This window comes from Mesorhizobium sp. B2-3-6, from assembly GCF_006442305.1.
GTDB lineage: Bacteria > Pseudomonadota > Alphaproteobacteria > Rhizobiales > Rhizobiaceae > Mesorhizobium.
The window spans coordinates 477,989-498,214 of the sequence record NZ_VFVW01000004.1; the positions used below are offsets into that span (position 1 = coordinate 477,989).

General features: G+C 63.6%; 18 protein-coding genes and 1 tRNA gene. 11 read left to right on the plus strand and 8 right to left on the minus strand.

Annotated elements, in window-relative coordinates:
• Positions 1-60 precede the first annotated feature (60 nt).
• The 3 genes from FJ953_RS14850 to FJ953_RS14860 form a co-directional block, all read right to left on the minus strand.
• Positions 61-555, minus strand: a complete 495-nt coding sequence (locus FJ953_RS14850; RefSeq protein ID WP_224705650.1) for a hypothetical protein — start codon at positions 553-555, stop codon at positions 61-63.
• A gap of 148 nt (positions 556-703) precedes the next feature.
• Positions 704-777, minus strand: a tRNA-Gln gene (locus FJ953_RS14855).
• A gap of 136 nt (positions 778-913) precedes the next feature.
• Positions 914-1,846: a lysylphosphatidylglycerol synthase domain-containing protein gene (locus FJ953_RS14860; RefSeq protein ID WP_140583754.1), complete on the minus strand. Its 933-nt coding sequence runs from the start codon at positions 1,844-1,846 to the stop codon at positions 914-916.
• Between the two features lie 426 nt (positions 1,847-2,272).
• Here FJ953_RS14860 and FJ953_RS14865 point away from each other — a divergent pair, with 426 nt between their 5' ends.
• Together FJ953_RS14865 and FJ953_RS14875 are read left to right on the plus strand one after the other, a co-directional pair.
• Positions 2,273-3,622: a Ppx/GppA phosphatase family protein gene (locus FJ953_RS14865; protein ID WP_140624638.1), complete on the plus strand. Its 1,350-nt coding sequence runs from the start codon at positions 2,273-2,275 to the stop codon at positions 3,620-3,622.
• Between the two features lie 343 nt (positions 3,623-3,965).
• Positions 3,966-4,763, plus strand: coding sequence for an RlmE family RNA methyltransferase (locus tag FJ953_RS14875; RefSeq protein ID WP_140624639.1), 798 nt, complete (start codon positions 3,966-3,968; stop codon positions 4,761-4,763).
• A 6-nt stretch (positions 4,764-4,769) separates the two neighbouring features.
• Here FJ953_RS14875 and FJ953_RS14880 read toward each other — a convergent pair whose 3' ends face one another.
• Positions 4,770-6,191: an MFS transporter gene (locus FJ953_RS14880; protein ID WP_140624640.1), complete on the minus strand. Its 1,422-nt coding sequence runs from the start codon at positions 6,189-6,191 to the stop codon at positions 4,770-4,772.
• Between the two features lie 209 nt (positions 6,192-6,400).
• Between FJ953_RS14880 and FJ953_RS14885 the strand changes: the two genes are divergently transcribed.
• The 5 genes from FJ953_RS14885 to FJ953_RS14905 all read left to right on the plus strand — a co-directional run bounded on the left by FJ953_RS14885 (position 6,401) and on the right by FJ953_RS14905 (position 9,761).
• The gene (locus tag FJ953_RS14885) at positions 6,401-6,646 is read left to right on the plus strand and encodes a type II toxin-antitoxin system prevent-host-death family antitoxin (protein WP_140494118.1); all 246 of its coding nucleotides are present in this window, start codon (positions 6,401-6,403) and stop codon (positions 6,644-6,646) included.
• On the plus strand, positions 6,643-7,092 hold the full coding sequence (locus FJ953_RS14890; protein ID WP_140494116.1) for a PIN domain-containing protein: 450 nt from the start codon (positions 6,643-6,645) through the stop codon (positions 7,090-7,092). The genes FJ953_RS14885 and FJ953_RS14890 overlap by 4 nt, the downstream gene beginning before the upstream one ends.
• 137 nt (positions 7,093-7,229) lie before the next feature.
• Positions 7,230-8,732, plus strand: a complete 1,503-nt coding sequence (guaB, locus tag FJ953_RS14895; protein WP_140494114.1) for an IMP dehydrogenase — start codon at positions 7,230-7,232, stop codon at positions 8,730-8,732.
• Positions 8,683-9,312, plus strand: coding sequence for a hypothetical protein (locus FJ953_RS14900; RefSeq protein WP_140494112.1), 630 nt, complete (start codon positions 8,683-8,685; stop codon positions 9,310-9,312). The genes guaB and FJ953_RS14900 overlap by 50 nt, the downstream gene beginning before the upstream one ends.
• A gap of 29 nt (positions 9,313-9,341) precedes the next feature.
• Positions 9,342-9,761, plus strand: a complete 420-nt coding sequence (locus FJ953_RS14905) for an MAPEG family protein (RefSeq protein ID WP_140494110.1) — start codon at positions 9,342-9,344, stop codon at positions 9,759-9,761.
• Between the two features lie 30 nt (positions 9,762-9,791).
• On the opposite strand, the gene rnd is transcribed toward FJ953_RS14905, so the two are convergent.
• From rnd to FJ953_RS14920, 3 genes are all read right to left on the minus strand, one after another.
• Complete coding sequence (rnd, locus tag FJ953_RS14910; RefSeq protein WP_140624641.1) at positions 9,792-10,943, minus strand: ribonuclease D; 1,152 nt, start codon at positions 10,941-10,943, stop codon at positions 9,792-9,794.
• Between the two features lie 75 nt (positions 10,944-11,018).
• Complete coding sequence (locus FJ953_RS14915; protein WP_140624642.1) at positions 11,019-12,263, minus strand: MFS transporter; 1,245 nt, start codon at positions 12,261-12,263, stop codon at positions 11,019-11,021.
• Between the two features lie 99 nt (positions 12,264-12,362).
• Positions 12,363-13,367: a DMT family transporter gene (locus FJ953_RS14920; protein ID WP_318012625.1), complete on the minus strand. Its 1,005-nt coding sequence runs from the start codon at positions 13,365-13,367 to the stop codon at positions 12,363-12,365.
• Here FJ953_RS14920 and FJ953_RS14925 point away from each other — a divergent pair.
• Positions 13,367-14,233: a LysR family transcriptional regulator gene (locus tag FJ953_RS14925; RefSeq protein WP_140624643.1), complete on the plus strand. Its 867-nt coding sequence runs from the start codon at positions 13,367-13,369 to the stop codon at positions 14,231-14,233. The two genes, FJ953_RS14920 and FJ953_RS14925, sit on opposite strands and share 1 nt — an antisense overlap.
• 179 nt (positions 14,234-14,412) lie before the next feature.
• Positions 14,413-16,203 carry an aspartate--tRNA ligase gene (gene aspS, locus FJ953_RS14930; protein ID WP_181175033.1) on the plus strand — a complete coding sequence of 597 codons (1,791 nt, stop codon included), beginning with the start codon at positions 14,413-14,415 and terminating at the stop codon, positions 16,201-16,203.
• Positions 16,204-16,326: 123 nt separating this feature from the next.
• Here the strand turns inward: aspS and FJ953_RS14935 are convergent, their stop codons facing one another.
• Positions 16,327-17,517, minus strand: coding sequence for a hypothetical protein (locus FJ953_RS14935; protein ID WP_140494100.1), 1,191 nt, complete (start codon positions 17,515-17,517; stop codon positions 16,327-16,329).
• On the opposite strand from FJ953_RS14935, the gene FJ953_RS30475 reads away from it, so the two are divergent.
• Together FJ953_RS30475 and parC are read left to right on the plus strand one after the other, a co-directional pair.
• The gene (locus FJ953_RS30475) at positions 17,462-17,713 is read left to right on the plus strand and encodes a hypothetical protein (protein WP_181172070.1); all 252 of its coding nucleotides are present in this window, start codon (positions 17,462-17,464) and stop codon (positions 17,711-17,713) included. The genes FJ953_RS14935 and FJ953_RS30475 overlap by 56 nt on opposite strands.
• 115 nt (positions 17,714-17,828) lie before the next feature.
• The gene (gene parC / locus FJ953_RS14940) at positions 17,829-20,081 is read left to right on the plus strand and encodes a DNA topoisomerase IV subunit A (RefSeq protein WP_140624645.1); all 2,253 of its coding nucleotides are present in this window, start codon (positions 17,829-17,831) and stop codon (positions 20,079-20,081) included.
• Positions 20,082-20,226 lie beyond the last annotated feature (145 nt).

Genomic DNA, 20,226 nt, shown 5'->3' on the forward strand with positions numbered 1-20,226 from the left:
CACCAGCCCGTGCAGCGCCTATGGCAACGCCGGGCTCACCCGCACCGGTGTCGAACGCCATTAACTGCCAGACCTGCCCTTGTTTTGTTTGCGGGCATAGACGACGCATGCGTCGACGGCGCTGACACACAGCCCATCGCGGCGGTTTGGAAGGTTGTTGTCGCCCGCATAGGCGACCTCAGCCACACGGCCATCGACGATGCGAACCTGTGTGTTGCAATAACCTCCCGGAGCGACATTCAACGACCCGCCGACGGAAGGGATGGGGCCCACCGCGAAGGTAGGAAGCACGACATTGACATTGCCCCGCTGCACCGCACGCTCGTAGCTCCAGATTTGCCCCGATGCTCCTTCGTCGGCGGTGGCGGTGGGGAACCCCGCGCACATTCGCAGGTCCGCTTCGCTGAGGCCGACCATTCCCTTTTGGGCGGCAGCCGTTGTGGGATCCTCTTTCGCAAGCTTGGACGTATCGTCGGGAACGACGCAGGACCAGAGCGCGCCCGTGCCGGTGAGAAGAAACAGGATAGCCGGTAGTCGAATCCCGCGAGACGCCAAAACCGCTCTCCGATCTGCTGGATTGTTCGCCCGCCCTTTACCGAGGTAAGAGGCCGTCCCGATATTTCAACCCGCGATCGGGCTGCCTGTTCGATCGCGAGACGGCGGATCAGGCTGGTTGGTCTGGTGCGGACGATGGGAGTGAAGCTGGCTGGGGAACCTGGATTCGAACCAGGACTAACGGAGTCAGAGTCCGTGGGTCTACCGTTAACCTATTCCCCAGCAGGCGTGACTATCACGACAAACGTGAAAACCGCGCGGGCCGAGCGGCTGAGCCGCTTGAGCGCTGCCTTGTAGCCGCCAGCAGAAAATAGTCAAGCCTGCCGGTGTTTCAATTGTGATGTTTCGGCGCGGCGCCTCAGCTCCCTGTCCGCCCGAACTGCGAGCGCTCGAAGTAGAGCACGATGCCCAGGCCCAGAAACAGCGGGACGATGAGATAAAACAGCCGGAATACCAGCAGGGCCGCTAGCACGCCCACGGGGTCCATGTCGGAGAGCCCGGCCAGGAACACCACCTCGAACACGCCCAGCCCACCCGGCGCGTGCGAGATCTGCGCGATCGAGAAGGAGACGAGGAACACGCCGAGCACCACGAAATAGCCGGGGTTATGGGGCCCGGGTAGGGCAAAGAAGATGATCGCGGCCGCCGCCAGGAGTTCGATCGGGCCGATCAGCAATTGCCGCGCCACGATCGGCAGGGCCGGATAGTGAATCTGAAAGCTGCCGATCTTCAGCGGCCGCAGATGCAGCCAGCTGCCGAAGATGTAGGCGGCGACGACGGCAAGCATGACGATGCCCGCAGCCCGCGACAGGCCGTGATGGGCAATGCCGGAGAAGCGGTCGATGATCTGCGGTTCGAGCACCAGAACGAGGCCGGAGGCAAGTACCGTCGACAGCACGAAGGTAATCCAGCAGATCGCCACCAGCACGCCGACGTCCTGTCCGCTCAATCCCCTCGTGCCATAGGCGCGATAACGGATGACGGCGCCCGAAAACACCGAGCCGCCGATATTGTGCGACAGCGCGTAGGTGGTGAAGGAGCACAGCGTGACGAACAGCCACGACACGCGTTTGCCGATATGCAGGAGCGCGATGTGGTCGTAGCCGGCGAGCGAGGCATAGGCGACAACCGAGCTCAGCCCCGCGAGGATCCAGCCGCGCGCCGGGATCGCCGCAATGCCGTCCCAGACATCATCCAGCGAAATGCCGCGCAATTCGTGCCAGAGCAGCAGGAGCGAGAAAATCACCGCCCCGATGCCGACGACCGGCCAGAAATAGCGTCTCCAGTTCATTGCCTGACTGCCATGCGTTGCGGGCCCGTTGTCTTCGCTGTCATTGCGGGAAAGCGGTCGGCGATTCCGATCGCTTTGCCCCCTCTATTTCAGAGATGCCTCATCGAAGCCGGCTATTCAACCGCCGGCCCTTGCCGCCATGGCAAGCCGCAATCGTTATCGTCGTCGAGAGGCGGAAAATCGACAGCCGAGCGGGAATATCGGCCCGGCCATGCGACCGTCTCCGCATGCATTTGTGCTGAAAGTCGCTGTTTACCCCCACTTTGCGTAAGACGCGGCAGCAGGCGGTTTGCGGACAGCCGGCAAAATTCGTGCCACGCGGCACTTGGTGATCCGGGCCGGCGCTGCTAGTCTGGCGGCAACTTGAAACAAAGAAGCGCCTGCTGCGTCCGTTCGCCGGTTCGCGCGGCGCCGGAAGGAACGACAGTGGAAGACCGCGACACCGGCGCCGGCGCGCCGGAGGTGGGCGCGTCCAGCGCTTCCCCGGGGCCGGCAGGCCCGGGGACCGCCAAATGGCAGCAACGCCGCCCGACGGAGCCACGCTCCGCCGACGGGCAGGCGAGCGACGCGAACCACCGTCAAAAGGGCAAGGCCAAGAAAAGGCGCAAACGCCGGCGCGGGCGCAAGGTTTTTGCGCGCGACGATATCCGTCCCGCGGCGAACGGGGCGCCGACGGCACGCGCCGCCGCGGCTGGCGCGGCGCTTGCAGGCATAGCCACACCGCCCATCGCGGTGGCTCGGCCCGAACCGGGGGCCCGTCGCCCGACGATGCCGGAATTGCCGGTATTTGCCGCGCTCGATCTCGGCACCAACAATTGCCGGCTGCTGGTCGCCGTGCCGGCGCGTCATGGCCAGTTTCGTGTCATCGACGCCTTTTCGCGCATCGTGCGACTGGGCGAGGGGCTCACGGCCAGCGGCCGCCTCGGCCAACCGGCGATGGACCGCGCGGTCGAGGCCCTGAAGGTCTGCGGCGAGAAACTGCGCAACCGCAAGATCAGGAAGGCGCGGCTGATCGCCACCGAGGCCTGCCGCTCGGCGGCGAACGGCGTCGAGTTCCTGGAGCGCGTCGAGCGCGAGGCTGGCCTCAAGCTCGAAATCATCGACCGACAGACCGAAGCGCGGCTAGCGGTGTCCGGCTGCGGTTCGCTGGTCGAGCGCGACACGCAGGGCGTCGTGCTGTTCGACATCGGCGGCGGCTCCTCCGAAATCGCGCTGATCGATCTCACCGGCCGCCGCTCACCGCGACTCGCCAACCATATCGTGTCGTGGACGTCGCTGCCGGTCGGCGTCGTCTCGCTGGCCGAGCGTTTCGGCGGCCGCACGGTGACGCGCGAGATTTTTGGCGCCATGGTCGACGACGTCGCCGCCCGGCTCGCCGCCTTCGATGGCCGCGATCGGCTTAGCCACCTCAAGGCCAGCCCGAAATTTCATCTGCTGGGCACTTCCGGAACGGTGACGACGCTGGCCGGCGTCCATCTCGATCTCGAGCGCTACGACCGCCGCCGCGTCGACGGCCTGTGGATGGACAGGGACAGCGTCGACCGCATGGTGGAAAAACTTGTCGGCTGGGATTTCCAGCAGCGCGTCGCCAATCCCTGCATCGGCGCGGACCGCGCCGACCTGGTGCTGGCCGGCTGCGCCATCCTGGAAGCGATCCGCGCCGTGTGGCCGTCGGAGCGGCTGCGCGTTGCCGACCGTGGCTTGCGCGAGGGCATATTGAGCGAGCTGATGGCCGATGACGGCGTCTGGCGCAACGATGGGCGCGGCAGAACATGATCCCGAACCGCAGGACCGCGTCAGCGAAAAGTGGCGACCGGTTTTCGCGGACAAACGGCTCCGTTTGTCCAGAAGTCACGCTCGGGCAAGCTGGCGCAAGCGTTGCTCCGGTGAGCAGTCGACCCCCACTCCGTCGAGCTTCGCTCGACACCTCTCCCCCGATCGACGGGGGAGAGGAATGGCGCGAGCTAGCCAATCTTGGCGCCCTTCCTCTCCCTCCGGAGGGGGGAGAGGTGGCGCTGCGAAGCAGCGACGGAGTGGGGGAAGCCGTTTGCCAAACGCGCTGCCGCCGAAAAGCGGCCACAACCCGGCAAGCGAGAAAACTTGGACAAGAAGTCAACCAATGACCAAGAAACCGGAAAAGCCGGGCTCAGCCGGCATTCGCGCGCTGAAGACGCGGATCAAGAAGAAAAGCGGGCTGAAGGAATCGTCGCGCCGCTGGCTGCAGCGCCACATCAACGATCCCTACGTCCAGCGCTCCAAGGCTGACGGCTACCGCTCGCGCGCGGCCTACAAGCTGATCGAGATCGACGACAAGCACCATCTGCTGAAACCCGGCATGAAGGTGATCGACCTTGGTGCGGCCCCCGGCGGCTGGTGCCAGGTCGCGGCCGCGCGGACCAAATCGACCGCGGAAAATCCGCATGTCGTAGGCATCGACTATCTGGAGATGGACGCGGTGCCCGGCGCGCCGGTGCTGTTGATGGATTTCCTCGATCCCGAGGCGCCGCGGAAGCTGGCCGAGGCGCTTGGCGGCGATCCCGATGTCGTGCTGTCCGACATGGCGGCGCCCACCACCGGCCACAAGCGGACCGACCACATCCGCACCATGCATCTGTGCGAGGTGGCCGCCGATTTCGCGCTGTCGGTGCTGAAGCCGGGCGGCCACTTCCTGGCCAAGACGTTCCAGGGCGGCGCCGAAAACGAGCTGCTCTCGATGCTGAAGAAGAATTTCCGGTCCGTCCACCACGTCAAGCCGCCTGCGTCGCGCGATGAGTCGGTGGAGCTGTATCTACTGGCGAAGGATTTCAAAGGGCGAGAATCCGGTCCGCCATCAGGCGGATCGGAACGTCCAGTGGATGTCTCGAAGAACTTGAGCGCACGGAGCCATGGCGAAGGGCCGGCGGACGGCGACGGCTGAACCGTCTCACTCCCCCGGCGACCTCACCGGTTCCAGCGGCTTGGGCATGGTCAGGCGGCCGTGGCCCGATACGGCGTTGCCGGCATCGGGCGCCAGCCGCATGAACGACAGCGATGCGGCGGCGGAAATTGCCGCGACGATGAAGAAGGCGGTGTGGAAGTCCGGCAATGTCAACGGGCCGCCGTGGATACCCGTCGATACTTCCAGGATGCCGCCGGCAACCGCTACGCCCAGCGCGATCGACAGTTGCTGGAACACGGCGGCGATCGGCGTTGCCTTGCTCGTGTCCTCGGCTGAAACCTCGGCGTAGGCGAGGGCGTTGATGCCGGTAAAGAACATCGAGCGGATGAAGCCGCCCACCAGCAGCATGGCCAGCATCAAGAGATAGGGCGTGTCGGGCGTGAACAGGCCGTTGACGGCGATCGACGCGGCGGCCACCAGCGAGCCGACGATCAGCACGCGACGAAAGCCGACGACGCGGAAGATCAGCGCTGTGACGAATTTCATGCCGATGGCGCCGATCGCGGAGACGAAGGTAATCATGCCGGACTGGAACGGCGTCAGCCCGAAACCGATCTGGAACATCAGCGGCAGCAGGAACGGCACGGCGCCGATGCCGATGCGGAAAAGTCCGCCGCCAAGCACGGAGGAGCGGAATACCTGGTTGCGGAACAAGTCGAGCGCCAGCAGGGGGTTCCTGGCACGGCGCGCATGCATGAGGTAGAGAGCGCCCGACACCAGCCCGACGCCCACGGTGATGAAGCCGGTCGCCGGCGGCAGATAGGGCAAGCTGATCACTGACAGGCCGAACACGACGCCGGACGCCGCCAGCCCGCTCAGCATGAAGCCGACGAAATCGAGCGGCGGCGTCTCCATCGATTCGGTTTCCGGCAGGAAGCGGGTGGCCAGCCAGATGCCGATCAGGCCGATCGGCACATTGATCAGGAAGATCCAGTGCCAGGTGAAGTAGGTGGTGATGAAGCCGCCGATCGGCGGTCCGACCAGCGGGCCCACCAATGCCGGCACGGTCAGCCAGGACATCGCCGCGACAAGTTCGCTCTTGGGCGTGGCGCGCACCAGCACCAGGCGCCCGACCGGCGTCATCATGGCGCCGCCTATGCCTTGCAGGAAGCGCGACACCACGAAGGCCGGCAGCGAGCCCGAAACGGCGCAGGCGACCGAACCGACGATGAACACCGCGATCGCGGCGCGGAAAACGTTCTTGGCGCCGAAGCGATCCGCCATCCAGCCGCTGATGGGAATGAAGATCGCCAGCGACACAAGATAGGAGGTCAACGCCAGCTTGAGCGCGATCGGGCTGGTGTGGATGTCGAGGGCGATCGCCGGCAGCGATGTGGCGATGACGGTCGAATCCATGTTTTCCATGAAAAGAGCGACCGCCAATATGAGCGGAATGGTTCGGTTCAAAGGAACGCGTCCGGGCTTGATTCCAGATGTTGCCGACCGGGAGTTTGCCGGCAGGCAGGGCGGTTATCACGGCTGGACACCAATGTCGTGTTAAATTGCTGTCACTTTTATGCGACCGCAACCTCCGGTGGCGGCTGCGATACGCGATTGCTTGCAAAAAACGGACACTATCCCTATTGTAGTGAAAATAACTACAGGACGTTATGATCATGGAAGAGGCCGTTTCGGCAGCCGATGCCAATCGCAGATTTTCTCGCATCCTGCGTGAGGTACGCGAGGGCCAGAGCTACCTCGTGACAAGCCATGGTCGGCCGGTGGCACGGATCGTGCCTGCGGAGAGGCACGAGGGTGTGGCCTCCCGCTCGCGCGCGGCATTGCTGTCGCGACTCGAACGGCAGCCGGTTGCCGATGCAGGACGCTGGACCCGCGATGAGCTCTACGAGGATGACCTGTGAGGGTCGCGCTCGACACCAACATTCTTGCCTACGCAGAGGGCGTTAACAACGTAGCCAAACGCGACCACGTTCTCGAACTGCTGCGCAAGGTTCCACAAGACGCTGCCATTGTTCCGGTCCAGGTGCTGGGTGAACTGTTCAAGGTCCTTGTCCGCGAGGCTGGAAGGTCGCCCAAGGAGGCTCGGGATGCGCTGCTTAGCTGGCGCGACGCGTTCCCGGTTGCCGGGACGACGCCGGAGGTGATGACGATGGCTGTCGATCTTGCGGCGGACCATCGCTTCGGCATCTGGGATGCCGTCATTCTTTCGGCTGCATCCCAAACGGGTTGCCGGCTGCTTCTGTCGGAAGACCTGCAGGACGGCTTCACCTGGGGCGGTGTAACCGTCGTCAACCCCTTTGCATCGCCGCGTCACGCTTTGCTGGATGCTTTCCTTGGTTCGCAATAGAAGCTGAAGCGTCCGCAACGATCGGCTTTTCTTCCGTGCCGGGACGTGGTACCAGCCACCGCCAATCCTGAAAGGGAAGAAGAGAGTCGCGCTGTCCATCCCGGTCCAGCGCTTTTCCCGCATTCAAAGGGCTGGCCATGGCAAAAATCATCGAAACGTCCACCGGCGCGCTGGCGCTGACCTTTGACGACGTGCTTTTGCAGCCCGGCCATTCCGAAGTCATGCCCGGCCAGACCGACATCCGCACCCGGATTGCCGGCGACATCGACCTCAACGTGCCGATCCTGTCGGCGGCCATGGATACCGTCACGGAGGCAAGGCTTGCCATCGCCATGGCGCAGGCCGGCGGCATCGGCGTCATCCACCGCAATTTCTCGCCGGCCGAGCAGGCCGAGCAGGTGCGGCAGGTGAAGAAATTCGAATCCGGCATGGTGGTCAACCCGGTCACCATCGGTCCCGACGCGACGCTGGCCGACGCGTTGTCGCTGATGCGCACCTACTCGATCTCGGGTATTCCGGTGGTCGAGAATGGCGGCTCCGGCGGCCACAAGAGCGGCCGGCTGGTCGGCATCCTGACCAATCGCGACGTGCGCTTCGCCTCCGATCCGGCGCAGAAGGTCTACGAATTGATGACCCGTGAGAACCTGATCACGGTCAAGGAGAATGTCGACCAGGACGAGGCCAAGCGGCTTCTGCATCAGCACCGCATCGAAAAGCTCGTCGTCGTCGACAAGCAGGGCAATTGCGTGGGGCTGATCACCGTCAAGGACATCGAGAAATCGCAGCTCAACCCGCACGCCACCAAGGACGCGCAGGGGCGTCTGCGCGCCGCGGCCGCCACCAGCGTCGGCGACGACGGTTTCGAGCGCGCCGAGCGCCTGATCGAGGCGGGCGTCGACCTTCTGGTCATCGACACCGCGCATGGCCATTCGCAGCGTGTCCTCGATGCCGTCACGCGGGCGAAAAAACTCTCCAATTCGGTGCGCATCCTGGCCGGCAACGTCGCCACCGCCGAGGGCACCCAGGCGCTGATCGATGCCGGCGCCGATGCCGTCAAGGTCGGCATCGGCCCCGGCTCCATCTGCACCACCCGCATCGTCGCCGGCGTCGGCGTGCCGCAGCTGTCGGCCATCATGTCGGCGGTGGAAACTGCGCACAAATCGGGCGCCTCGGTGATCGCCGATGGCGGCATCAAATATTCCGGCGATCTGGCCAAGGCGCTTGCCGCCGGCGCCAGTGCCGCCATGATCGGCTCGCTGCTTGCCGGCACCGACGAAAGCCCGGGCGAGGTCTATCTGCACCAGGGCCGCTCCTTCAAGGCCTATCGCGGCATGGGTTCGGTCGGCGCCATGGCGCGCGGCTCGGCCGACCGATACTTCCAGGCGGAGGTTCGCGACACGCTGAAACTGGTGCCGGAAGGCATCGAGGGGCAGGTCCCCTACAAAGGACCTGTGTCTGGCGTGCTGCACCAGCTTGCAGGCGGCCTGAAAGCCGCTATGGGTTATGTTGGTGGCCGCGACCTTGCCGATTTCCGCGAACGCGCCACCTTTGTGCGCATATCCAACGCCGGACTTCGTGAAAGCCACGCCCATGACGTCACGATCACCCGCGAAAGCCCCAACTATCCCGGCGGAGCCTGATCGGCCCGACCAGTACACGTTCTGGCGCAATCTGGCCGCGACCATCTTGCGGCTATCGCGCCACGCTGCCGCCCTTTGCACCGCATCGGTGGCGGTTTTCATCGCCATGACGCTCATGGAATTCTTCTATTTCCGCCAGTTGAGTGGCGGTTTGCCGTCGCTCGACATGCGCGTTTTTGGCTTCACGCCGGATGAAGGCATGGCCTGGCTGACGGCGCTCGGCCGGCGCGGCGGCGAGATCATCCTGGTCTGGCACTATCTGACCTTCGATCTTCTGTTCCCCGCGCTGTTGTCGGTGACGCTGGTCAGCCTGATCCTGGCAACGGGAAGGCGGTTGAGGAATTTCCGCGTGCTTCCGGGCCAGATGCAATCGATCTTCGCACTGATCCTGGTGCTGCCCTACACGATCGCCAACTACGCCCAGAACATCGCCGTGGCCCGCCTTCTGTCGGATTTCCTGTCGGCCAATCCCGATTCCCTGGGTCTCGCCTCGGCGCTGATCGTCACCAAATTCGCGCTGCTCGCAATTCCGGTGATCGTCATCGCCGTCTTCTGGCTGGCGGGTCAGAAACAGAATTGATCTGACCCGGCACCGGGCGGGGAGGGTTCATGAACCAGACATCGATTTTCTGGCCTGTTCTGGCGCACGTGTTGCTGGTCTACATCGTCTATGGCGCCATGGCCCGGCGCAGGTATGTCGCCATCCAGTCGGGCGAAGCCAAAGTCAGCCAGTACAAGGCGCGCTCGACCGAGCCGGCCTCCTGCGTGACAGTTGCCAGCAACCTCAGCAACCAGTTCGAACTGCCGGTGCTTTTCTATGTGCTGTGCCTGATGTTGCACCTGACCAACGGCGTCAACTATCTGACCTTGGCCCTGATGTGGATCTTTGTCGCGACCCGCTATTTTCATGCCTGGGTTCACCTGACCAGCAACAATCTGCTCCTGCGCAGCCGGTCTTTCTCCCTGGGGGCAGTGATTCTTTTGCTGGGCTGGATCTGGCTCGCGCTGCACCTGCTCCGGGTGGTTTGAGCAGTACTCCCCTTCGTTGGGGCGCTCCGCCTACAAATCGAACACCGCTATTTTGCGCTTGTCGAACTTGATGCCGATCTCGCCGCGCACCAGCTTCAGCGCCGCCTCGCCGAAAACGGCGCGGCGCCAGCCCTGCAGCGCCGGCACGTCGGCGGCTTCGCCTTCGGCAGCGATGCGGTCGATGTCGTCGCTGGAAGCCAGGACCTTCGATGCGACGCCTTGCTTTTCGGCCACGATCCTGAGCAGCACCTTCAACAGCTCCGCGGCGGCGCTCGATCCCTCGGGCGGCTGAAAACTCTTTGGCAGCTTCGGCAATTGCTCCTTGGGCAGAGCTAGTGCGGTGTTGACCGCGCCAAGCAGCGCCGCCGCGGTCGAGGAGCGCTCCCAGCCCTTCGGTATCGTGCGCAGCTTGGCCAGCGCGGCCGCGTCGCACGGCGCCTGCTGCGCCACCTCGTAGATGGCGTCGTCCTTGAGCACGCGGCCGCGGGGTACGTCGCGTTCGCGCGCCTCGCGCTCGCGCCATGCCGCCACGGCCTGCACGATCGCCAGCTCCTGCGGCTTGCGCAGCCGCATCTTCAGCCGCTTCCAGGCATCCTCGGGGTGCGGATCGTAGGTTTCGCGCGAGGTCAGGACGTCCATCTCCTCGTTCAGCCAGTGGGCGCGGTTCTCCCGCTCCAGTTCGGCGCTGAGATGCTGGTAGACCTCGATAAGATGGGTGACGTCGGCAAGCGCATAGTCGAGCTGCTTTTCGGACAGCGGCCGGTGGCGCCAGTCGGTGAAGCGCGAGGACTTGTCGAGCCGCGCGCCGGTGACGCGCTGCACGAGCTGATCGTAGGAAACGCTGTCGCCGAACCCGCAGACCATCGCCGCAACCTGGGTATCGAACACCGGATGGGGAACGAGATCGCCCAGATGGACGATGATTTCGATGTCCTGCCGCGCGGCATGGAAGACTTTGACGACAGATTCATTGGCCATCAGCCTGAAAAACGGCTTCAGGTCGATGTCTGGCGACAGCGGATCGATCAGCGCCGTTATTCCGGGCGCCGCCATCTGGATCAGGCACAGGATCGGCCAGAAGGTCGTTTCCCGGATGAATTCGGTGTCGACGGTGACGAAATCCGATTTTTCGAAAGCGGCGAGAACGGTCTCGAGTTCTTTTTGGGTGGTGATGACGTGCATCAAATCGCTTTTGGCAGGAGTAGGGTCTTCCTAGATTTCAGCCGGGAAGGCTTTCGTCAAGCGTTGGCGCTCGCATCACGGCCCGTCCGGCCCGTCCGGATCGCCGTTTCTTCTCGCCAGCCGGGCGAAAACCGTCGAGGTGCGCAACAGCGCGGTGAAGCGGCTGCGCTTGCCAGCCGGCACGCCCGATCGTGCCCGCATCCGATAGAGGATGACGGCGATGAAGATTGCATAGACCAGCGCGCTGAACACGAACAGCGCGCTTGGGCCAAAATACTGCATCGCCGTCGATGCGGCGAAAGGGCCGCCAATGGCGCCGAAGGAATAAAACAGCATCAAGGCGGCGTTGATCAGAACGAACTCGCCCGCGCCGGCGCGGTCGTTGGAGTGCGCCGCCGACAGCGAGTAGAGCGGCATGGCGAAACAGCCGAAGATGAAAATGATGAGGAAGTTGAGAAACGGGTCGGCTCCCGCCACGAACGCAAGCGCCAGCGCTGCCAGCATGGCGCAGCATGTCGTCGCCAGCAGCACCGAGCGCCGGTCCCAGCGATCGGAGAGATAGCCTAGCGGGTATTGGATGAGTGCGCCGCCGAAGATACCGACGCTGACGAAGGTTACGACATCGGCGACAGACATGCCGATCTGCTCGGCATAGACCGGCGACAGCGTGCGGAACGCGCTGTTGGTGACGCCGACGGCGATGCAGCCGAAACAGCCGAGCGGCGAGATGCGCCAGACCCGCGCCAGGTCGAGCTTGACGTCTTCCGGCGGCGTCGGGCTGGAGCGATCGCCCAGCGATACCGGCACCAGCGACAGCGTGATCATCATCGACATGATGGCGAATATGGCGAAGCCGCCTGCTCCGAAGATCGGGATGAGGAACTGCGCGCCGGTGACCGAGCCGATGTCGACCATGCGGTAGATGGCAAGCACGCGGGCGCGGTCCTTGTTGCTGACCCCGGAGTTGAGCCAGGCCTCCATCACCGTGAACAGGCCGGCGAAGCAGAAACCGCCGGCAAAACGCACCGCGCACCACATCACCGGGTCGATGACCAGAACCAGGAGCAATGTGCCGGCCGAGGCGGCCGCGGCCAGCGCCGAGAAGGTCCTGACATGGCCGACCGCCTTCAGGATGCGGGTGACGGCCAGGCAGCCGAGCAGGAAGCCGGCGAAATAGAACGTGCCCATCAGGCCGATGTCGGAAGCCGAAAAACCTTCCTGCGCGCCGCGCAGCGCGATCAGCGTGCTTTGCAGCCCATTGCCGCCGAGCAGGATGCCTGCGGCGATGAGGAGCGGGATCAGCGGACGGATGGAGGACATTAAGAGGCGATCACATGTCTGTGATCCCTTCTTGAACCATCGCTTCCGTCAATACCAGCGGCAATTCCCCGCGCCAACAGGATGTGTCCGCCTTTCTGTTCAAGGAAGTCGGCGCCTGCCTCCTCGACGTCCCACGGCGAACCGCCCGGCTGCTCCCGACGCGATGGCTATTCCCGCGAGGACAGCGATGAGCCCGACAATTAGGTTTGCATTGATTTGCTCACCGAGAAAGACGGCGCCGAAGATCGATGCCGTCACGGGGTTCACGGCAACTGAAACGGCAACCAGCGTTGGCGGCGCACGTTCAAGCGCGAACGCCCAGAGGAAGAAGATCAGGGCGCCGCAAATTACGGCCAGGTATCCGCTGGCAACCCATTGCGACGCCTCAAGCGCGGCAAGTCGCGTCAGGCCTCCAGTCAAAGTCGACAGCGCCAACAGGCAGGCCGTGCCGACGGCCATGCCAAACGCGGCGAATGATGTCGGCGCGCAGCGGGTGAGAAAAGGTCGCGACCAGACATTGTAGAGCGCCATGCAGAATGCCGCCGCGATCATCAGGAGGTCTCCGCGCCAGGCGCCCTGGGGAGCTGTCGTCAGGCTGCTGCCAAGCGCGACAGCCACTCCGGCCATCGCGACCAGGACGCCGACGATCTTGCGCGTCGTCGGCGGTTCGATCCCTAGAACCGCGCCTGCGAGCATTGTGAGCACAGGCAGCGTCGAAAGCGCCAGAGCTCCTCGCGCCGCCGTCGTGTAGACAAGGGCTCCGTTGAAGAGCACCGGGAATAGGCCGAAGAACAGCAGGCCCAATGCGGCGGCGCCCGGCCAATCGCTTTTCGCAGGCCACTTGTCCCGCCGCAGAAGCGCTACGGCGGCGAGCACTAGAAAACCACCCCCGAACCGGATCGCGCCGATGGTGAGCGGATCCAGCGAACGCGCGAGATAGCGCGTTGCACCGACAGCGGTGCCGCCAAAGGCGCTGGAGAGAATCGCCGCGAGCACGCCTCCAGTTTCCATCGCTTCCCCTCTGCCAGTTCGGAGTCCAGCGGTATCGGGCAAACCGGGTAAAAGGAATCGAATAAATGCAATGAGCTTGATAAGCTTGCGCAATGAGCAGTCGGAGTCTCGATCCGGAATTGTTGCGGACTTTCGTCGTCGTTGCCGAGCGGCTCTCTTTCACGCGAGCCGCCGAGCAGCTCAATCGAACGCAAGCCACCGTCAGCTTGCAGGTGAAGCGCCTTGAAGAGCGCCTCGACATTTCGCTGTTCCGTCGATCGACGGCCCATGTCGAGCTTACGGCCGCCGGCGAGGGGTTTCTGATCGACGCACGCCGCATTCTTGCACTTAACGAGCAGGCGATTGCCCGTGTCTCCAACCAACGGGTAGCGGGACGCATCCGGATAGGCGTCATGGAGGACTACGGCACCAAGATCCTGCCACGCCTCCTCGCCGATATCGCCGTGCGATTTCCGCTCATGCAGGTCGAAATGGAGATCGGCCTCACGGCGCGGCTGCTGAAACGGCTCGGCTCATCATTTGACGCGGTCATCGCCATGCATCCGGAAGGTGTGGCCGAGGGCGATCTGATATGCCGCGAAAGAGCGATATGGGCGGCGGCGAGGACCCACTCTGTCGAAGAACTCGATCCGCTGCCCGTCGCGTTGTCGGACCCTGATTGCTTGTTTCGCGCATGGGCGACTGACGCGCTCGACAGAGCGGGCCGGCCGTGGCGACTGGCCTATGTCAGCCCGAGCCTTGCCGCGACGGAGGCGATCGTCGAGCAGGGCCTTGCGGTTACCGTGGTCAAGGGCAGCATGCTCGCGCCCGGCCTGCGCGATGTCCATCCTGGCCCTTATGTGCCGCCGCTGCCCGGGGCGGAGATCCGCCTTCATCGGGCCACAACGTCTTCCGCAAGCGCCGCATTGGTCGTCGATCACCTCGCGCATCGCCTGCGGTTGTCAAGCCTTGGTTCATAGGGCGACCTGCGCGCCGGCGAATGCTCCGAAAGAACCCGTCAACCCGGGTTCGTTGCCCTGGCCCTCCGCCCACTCGCCTTGACAAACCGGGCCTCCCATGCGCTTTTCGCGCAAATTTTTCAGGCCGGGCCGCGATGCTTCGGCCGGCAACCCAACATCCCGGACTTTTGCCCATGACAATGCACCGTTACCGCAGCCATACCTGTGCCCAGTTGAGAAAGAGCGACGTCGGCGCTTCCGTTCGCCTGTCGGGCTGGGTGCATCGCGTGCGCGACCATGGCGGCCTGCTGTTCATCGACCTGCGCGACCACTATGGCCTGACCCAAATCGTCGCCGATCCCGATTCGCCGGCCTTCAAGATCGCCGAAACAGTGCGCGGCGAATGGGTGATCCGCGTCGACGGCGAGGTCAAGGTGCGCCTGCCTGAAACCACCAATGCCAACCTGCCGACCGGCGAGATCGAGATTTTCGCGCGCGAGATCGAAGTGCTTTCGGCGGCCAAGGAATTGCCGCTGCCGGTCTTCGGCGAGCCGGACTATCCCGAGGACATCAGGCTGAAATACCGCTTCCTCGACCTGCGCCGCGAGACGCTGCACAGGAACATCGTGGCGCGCACGAAGATCATCGCCGAGATGCGCAAGCGCATGGGCGAGGTCGGCTTCACCGAATTCTCGACGCCGATCCTCACCGCATCGTCGCCCGAAGGCGCGCGCGACTTCCTGGTGCCGTCGCGCATTCACCCCGGCACTTTCTATGCGCTGCCGCAGGCGCCGCAGCAATACAAGCAGCTGATCATGGTCTCGGGTTTCGATCGTTATTTCCAGATCGCGCCCTGCTTCCGCGACGAGGATCCGCGCGCCGACCGCCTGCCCGGCGAATTCTACCAGCTCGACCTCGAAATGAGCTTTGTCGAGCAGGATGACGTGCTTTCCACCATGGCGCCGGTGATGACATCGGTCTTCGAGGCCTTTGCCAACGGCAAGCCCGTCACGAAGGACTGGCCGCGCATTCCCTATGATGTTGCGATGCGCAAATACGGTACCGACAAGCCGGATCTGCGCAACCCGATCGAGATGCAGGCGGTCTCTGACCATTTTCGTGATTCCGGCTTCAAGGTCTTCGCCAACATCCTGGCCAACGATCCCAAGGCCGAGGTCTGGGCCATTCCGGCCAAGACCGGGGGCAGCCGTGCCTTCTGCGACCGCATGAACAGCTGGGCGCAAGGCGAGGGGCAGCCCGGATTGGGCTACATCTTCTGGCGCAAGGAAGGCGAGAAACTCGAAGGCGCGGGTCCGCTTGCCAAGAACATCGGCGAGGAGCGCACCGAGGCGATCCGCCTTCAGCTGGGCCTTGCCGATGGCGATGCCGCCTTCTTCGTCGCCGGCGATCCCAAGAAATTCGTCTCCTTCGCGGGTGCTGCGCGCACCCGCGCCGGCGAGGAACTGAACCTGGTCGACCGCGACCGTTTCGAGCTGTGCTGGATCGTCGACTTTCCGTTCTTCGAGTGGAACGAGGACGAGAAGAAGATCGATTTCGCCCACAATCCGTTTTCGATGCCGCAGGGCGGCATCGACGCCCTCAACAACCAGGAGCCGCTCGGCATCAAGGCATTCCAGTACGACGCCGTGTGCAACGGCTTCGAGATTGCCTCGGGCGGCATCCGCAACCATTTGCCCGAAACCATGGTCAGGGCCTTCGAGATGGTCGGACTGGATCGCCAGACCGTCGAGGAGCGCTTTGGCGGCCTTTACCGTGCGTTTCAGTACGGCGCCCCGCCGCACGGCGGAGCGGCATTCGGCATCGACCGCGTCGTGATGTTGCTGGTGGGCGCCAAGAACCTGCGCGAGATCACCATGTTCCCGATGAACCAGCAGGCTTACGACCTGTTGATGAATGCGCCGTCGGAAGCCACGCCGCAGCAGCTTCGCGACTTGTCGCTGCGTGTCGCACCGATCAAGAAAGAGGCATGATGGCGCTCCGGACGGCGCTTTAAAGAAGCCTCCGAAGTGACTCGTTCGATTGAGAATCGCAGGCAAAAGCCCGGCATCGCTGCCGGGCTTTTCGTATCTTGAAGCAAGTCGAGGTCGCTTCGATCAGTCTTCGTTGGCCTTGACGGTGACGCCGAGCGTCTTCGGCAGGTCGGTCGGATTGGACATGGCGCCCGCCATGATCAGTGCGAACGGCACCGACGCCGGCGGCTTAGCCGAGATTTCGAGGCTCTTCGGATCGTCGAGATATTTGCCGACCGCCGCCGTTACCTGCGCCGTCAGCTCGGGATTGTTGAGCTGCGCCATGCCGAACGGCACGATCGCCTTGGCCTGGTTGGCGATATCCTTGCCCGACATGCCTTGCTGCTTGCCGACATAGTCCAGCACCTTGCCCGTCAGCGAATCGTCGTCGAAACGGATCGAGGCGCTGTTGAAGGAAAGCTGCTGCAACAGGCCGAGCATGGCCATGCCTTGCGCCGAGTTGTCGGCCCCTTCGGGCTGCGCGGCCATCTTCTTCTGCATTTCCTGCAGCGACTTGATGAAGTCGAGCGTGTAGCCGCCGAGATCGAAGGTCATGCCGAGCGTGCCGGCATTCTCGACCGAAATGTTGTATTTCGACAGCTCCATCTTGCCGTCAGTGGGCTGCCAGGTGCCGGCCATCTCGAAATTGCCCGCAATGTTCTGGTAGCCGAGTGCGTTGATGACTTCCTTCGACTTGGGATCCTCGACCAGCGTCAGGTCGGCATTGAACTTCTCGGTGGTGCCGGTGAATTTCATCGCTTGGCCGTCGGCCGGCGGCGTGATTTCGATGGCAAGCCCGTCCATCGAGAAAGCGGTCTTGTCGGCGATCTTGACCCTCATGTTCGAGAGTTCGGCGGACTTGTACATCATCAGCGAGCCCAGCGGGCCGCTGGCGCCGCTGGCCGGAACCATCATGTCGTGGATGACGAGGGGGCTTAAATTGAGGGTGACGCCGTCCGTGCTATGTTCGAATGCCGAGGTCGACACGGTTGCGATATCATAGCCGCCATTGGCTTCGGTCACGCCTTCGAGTTTGACGTCGCCGATCGCAAGGGCCTCTTTTTCCGCGCCCGGTTTGATGGATACGCCCTGCAACACCATGCTGGCGTTGTCGCCGGTCACGCCGGTCCAGGAGATGTTGACGCCCTGCGCGGCAAGTGCCGCCTTCAGCCGGTCGGCGACCGCGGTGTCCTGGGCGAGCGCCGCGTTCAGCGGCAGTGTGAGCAAGAAGGTCAAAAAGGCGAATTTCCTGAGAGTCGAGCGTTTGATTGTCATCGCGAATGCCCCTGCGAGTGTCCTGAAAATTATTTTCAATTTTTGGCGCCATCACCCTTCAGTGACGAACTGGACGGGAAAAAGGCGCATCCCGCCACAATGGTCAAAAATCGCGGCGAAAGGCAAACTCGATCCGAACATGCTGGAGACCGGGCCGCCGAGCGTCGTCGCGCTTCCCAATAGAGACGGCATGTAACGGATTGATGTTGGCTGGCGGGCTTGCCTGCGGCTTCGTGTTGCAGGGCAGGGCATGCACCCACTTCAAGGCTTGCCCTCTTGCCGCGAATCACCCGCTCGGCTAGTTCCAGCCCATGGGAAAAAGGCTTTTGCCGCCTGACAATGGTGGCGGCGATCACATCGAACCGGTCGATCTGAAGAAGGCGCTCGAAGAGCGCTATCTTGCCTATGCGCTGTCGACCATCATGCACCGGGCGCTGCCCGATGTCCGCGACGGGCTGAAGCCCGTCCATCGCCGCATCATGCACGCCATGCGCCTGCTGCGCCTCAACCCCGACCAAGGCTTCGCCAAATGCGCTCGTATCGTCGGCGAGGTGATGGGCAAGTTCCACCCGCATGGCGACCAGTCGATCTACGATGCGCTGGTGCGGCTGGCGCAGGATTTCTCGATGCGCTACCCCTTGGTCGACGGCCAGGGCAATTTCGGCAACATTGACGGCGATAACGCCGCCGCCATGCGCTACACCGAAGCGCGCATGACCGATGTGGCGACCGAGCTGCTCGCGGGCATCACCGAGGATGCCGTCGACTACCGGCCGACCTACAATGAGGAGGACGAGGAGCCGGTGGTGCTCCCGGGCGCCTTCCCCAATCTGCTGGCCAATGGCTCGTCCGGCATCGCTGTCGGCATGGCGACATCGATCCCGCCGCACAACGCGGCCGAACTTTGCGACGCCGCCCTTCACCTGATCGAGCATCGGGACGCGCCGGTGGCCAAGCTGATGGATTTCGTCCAGGGCCCGGATTTCCCGACCGGCGGCATCATCGTCGATAGCCGAGCCTCCATCCTCGAATCCTATGAAACCGGCCGTGGCGGCTTTCGCGTGCGGGCAAAATGGAGCCAGGAAGACCAGGGCAGGGGCACCTGGAGCATCGTCGTCACCGAAATCCCCTATGGCGTGCAGAAGGCGCGCCTGATCGAGAAGATCGCCGAGCTCCTGATGGCGCGCAAATTGCCGCTGCTCGAGGACATCAGGGACGAGAGCGCCGAGGACATCCGCGTCGTGCTGGTGCCCAAGAGCCGTTCCGTCGATCCCGGCATCCTGATGGAGTCGCTGTTCAAGCTCACCGAGCTTGAAAGCCGTTTCCCGCTCAACATGAACGTGCTGTCGCGCGGCAAGGTGCCTAACGTCCTGTCACTGAAAGGCGTGCTGCAGGAATGGCTCGAGCATCGTCGCGACGTGCTGATCCGCCGCTCGAAACACCGCCTCGGCGAGATCGAAAGACGGCTGGAGATCCTTGCCGGCTACCTGATCGCCTATCTCAATATCGACGAGGTGATCAAGATCATCCGTGAGGAGGATGAGCCAAAGCAGGTCATGATGGCCCGCTGGTCGCTCACCGACACCCAGGCCGAAGCCATTCTCAACATGCGCCTGCGCGCCCTGCGCAAGCTGGAAGAATTCGAGATCCGCAAGGAATTCGACGGCCTCACTGCCGAAAAGAAGCAGATCGAGGCGCTGCTTGCGTCCGAAGCCAAGCAATGGGGGACGATCAAGTGGGAGGTTGCGAGCCTGCGGGACAAATTCGGCCCCGAGACCGAGCTCGGTAAGCGCCGCACCCAGTTCGCCGATGCGCCCGAGCATGACCTGACCGACATCGCACATGCCATGATCGAGCGCGAGCCGGTCACCGTGGTGGTCTCGGAAAAGGGCTGGCTGCGTGCGATGAAGGGTCATCTGACCGATCATTCGCAGCTTGCGTTCAAGGAAGGCGACAGCCTGAAACTCGCCTTCCATGCGCAGACGACCGACAAGATCCTGGTGTTCACCACCGGCGGCAAATTTTACACCATCGGCGCCGATCGGCTGCCAGGCGGGCGCGGCCATGGCGAGCCGATCCGCATCATCGTCGACATGGACAATGACCAGGACATCGTCACCGCCTTCGTCCACGATCCGAAGCGCAAGCTGCTGCTGGTCTCGCATGACGCCAACGGTTTCATCGTGCCGGAGGAAGAGGTCGTCGCCAACACCCGCAAGGGCAAGCAGGTGATGAACGTCAAGGCGCCCGACGAAGCCAAGCGCTGCGTGCCGGTCGGCGGCGATCATCTGGCTATCGTCGGCGAGAACCGAAAGATGCTGGTGTTTCCGCTGTCCGACATTCCGGAAATGAGCCGCGGCAAGGGCGTGCGGCTGCAGAAATACAAGGATGGCGGGCTTCTCGATCTCAAGCCGTTTACGCTGGAGACCGGCCTTTCCTGGCAGGATTCGGCCGACCGCACCTTTATAAGGTCGCGCGAGGAATTGGCCGAATGGATCGGCGCCCGCGCGTCGGCTGGCCGCATGGTGCCGAAGGGTTTCCCGAGGACCGGGAAATTTGGGTAATCTCCCCCCTCGAGGGGGAGATGCCGCCGAAGGCGACAGAGGGGGTCGGTTCGACTGGACGCAACCTCATCGCTTTGAACAAAGAATGCTAGCGCCTTACGCGCGGCTACCCCCTCTGGCCTGCCGGCCATCTCCCCCTCGAGGG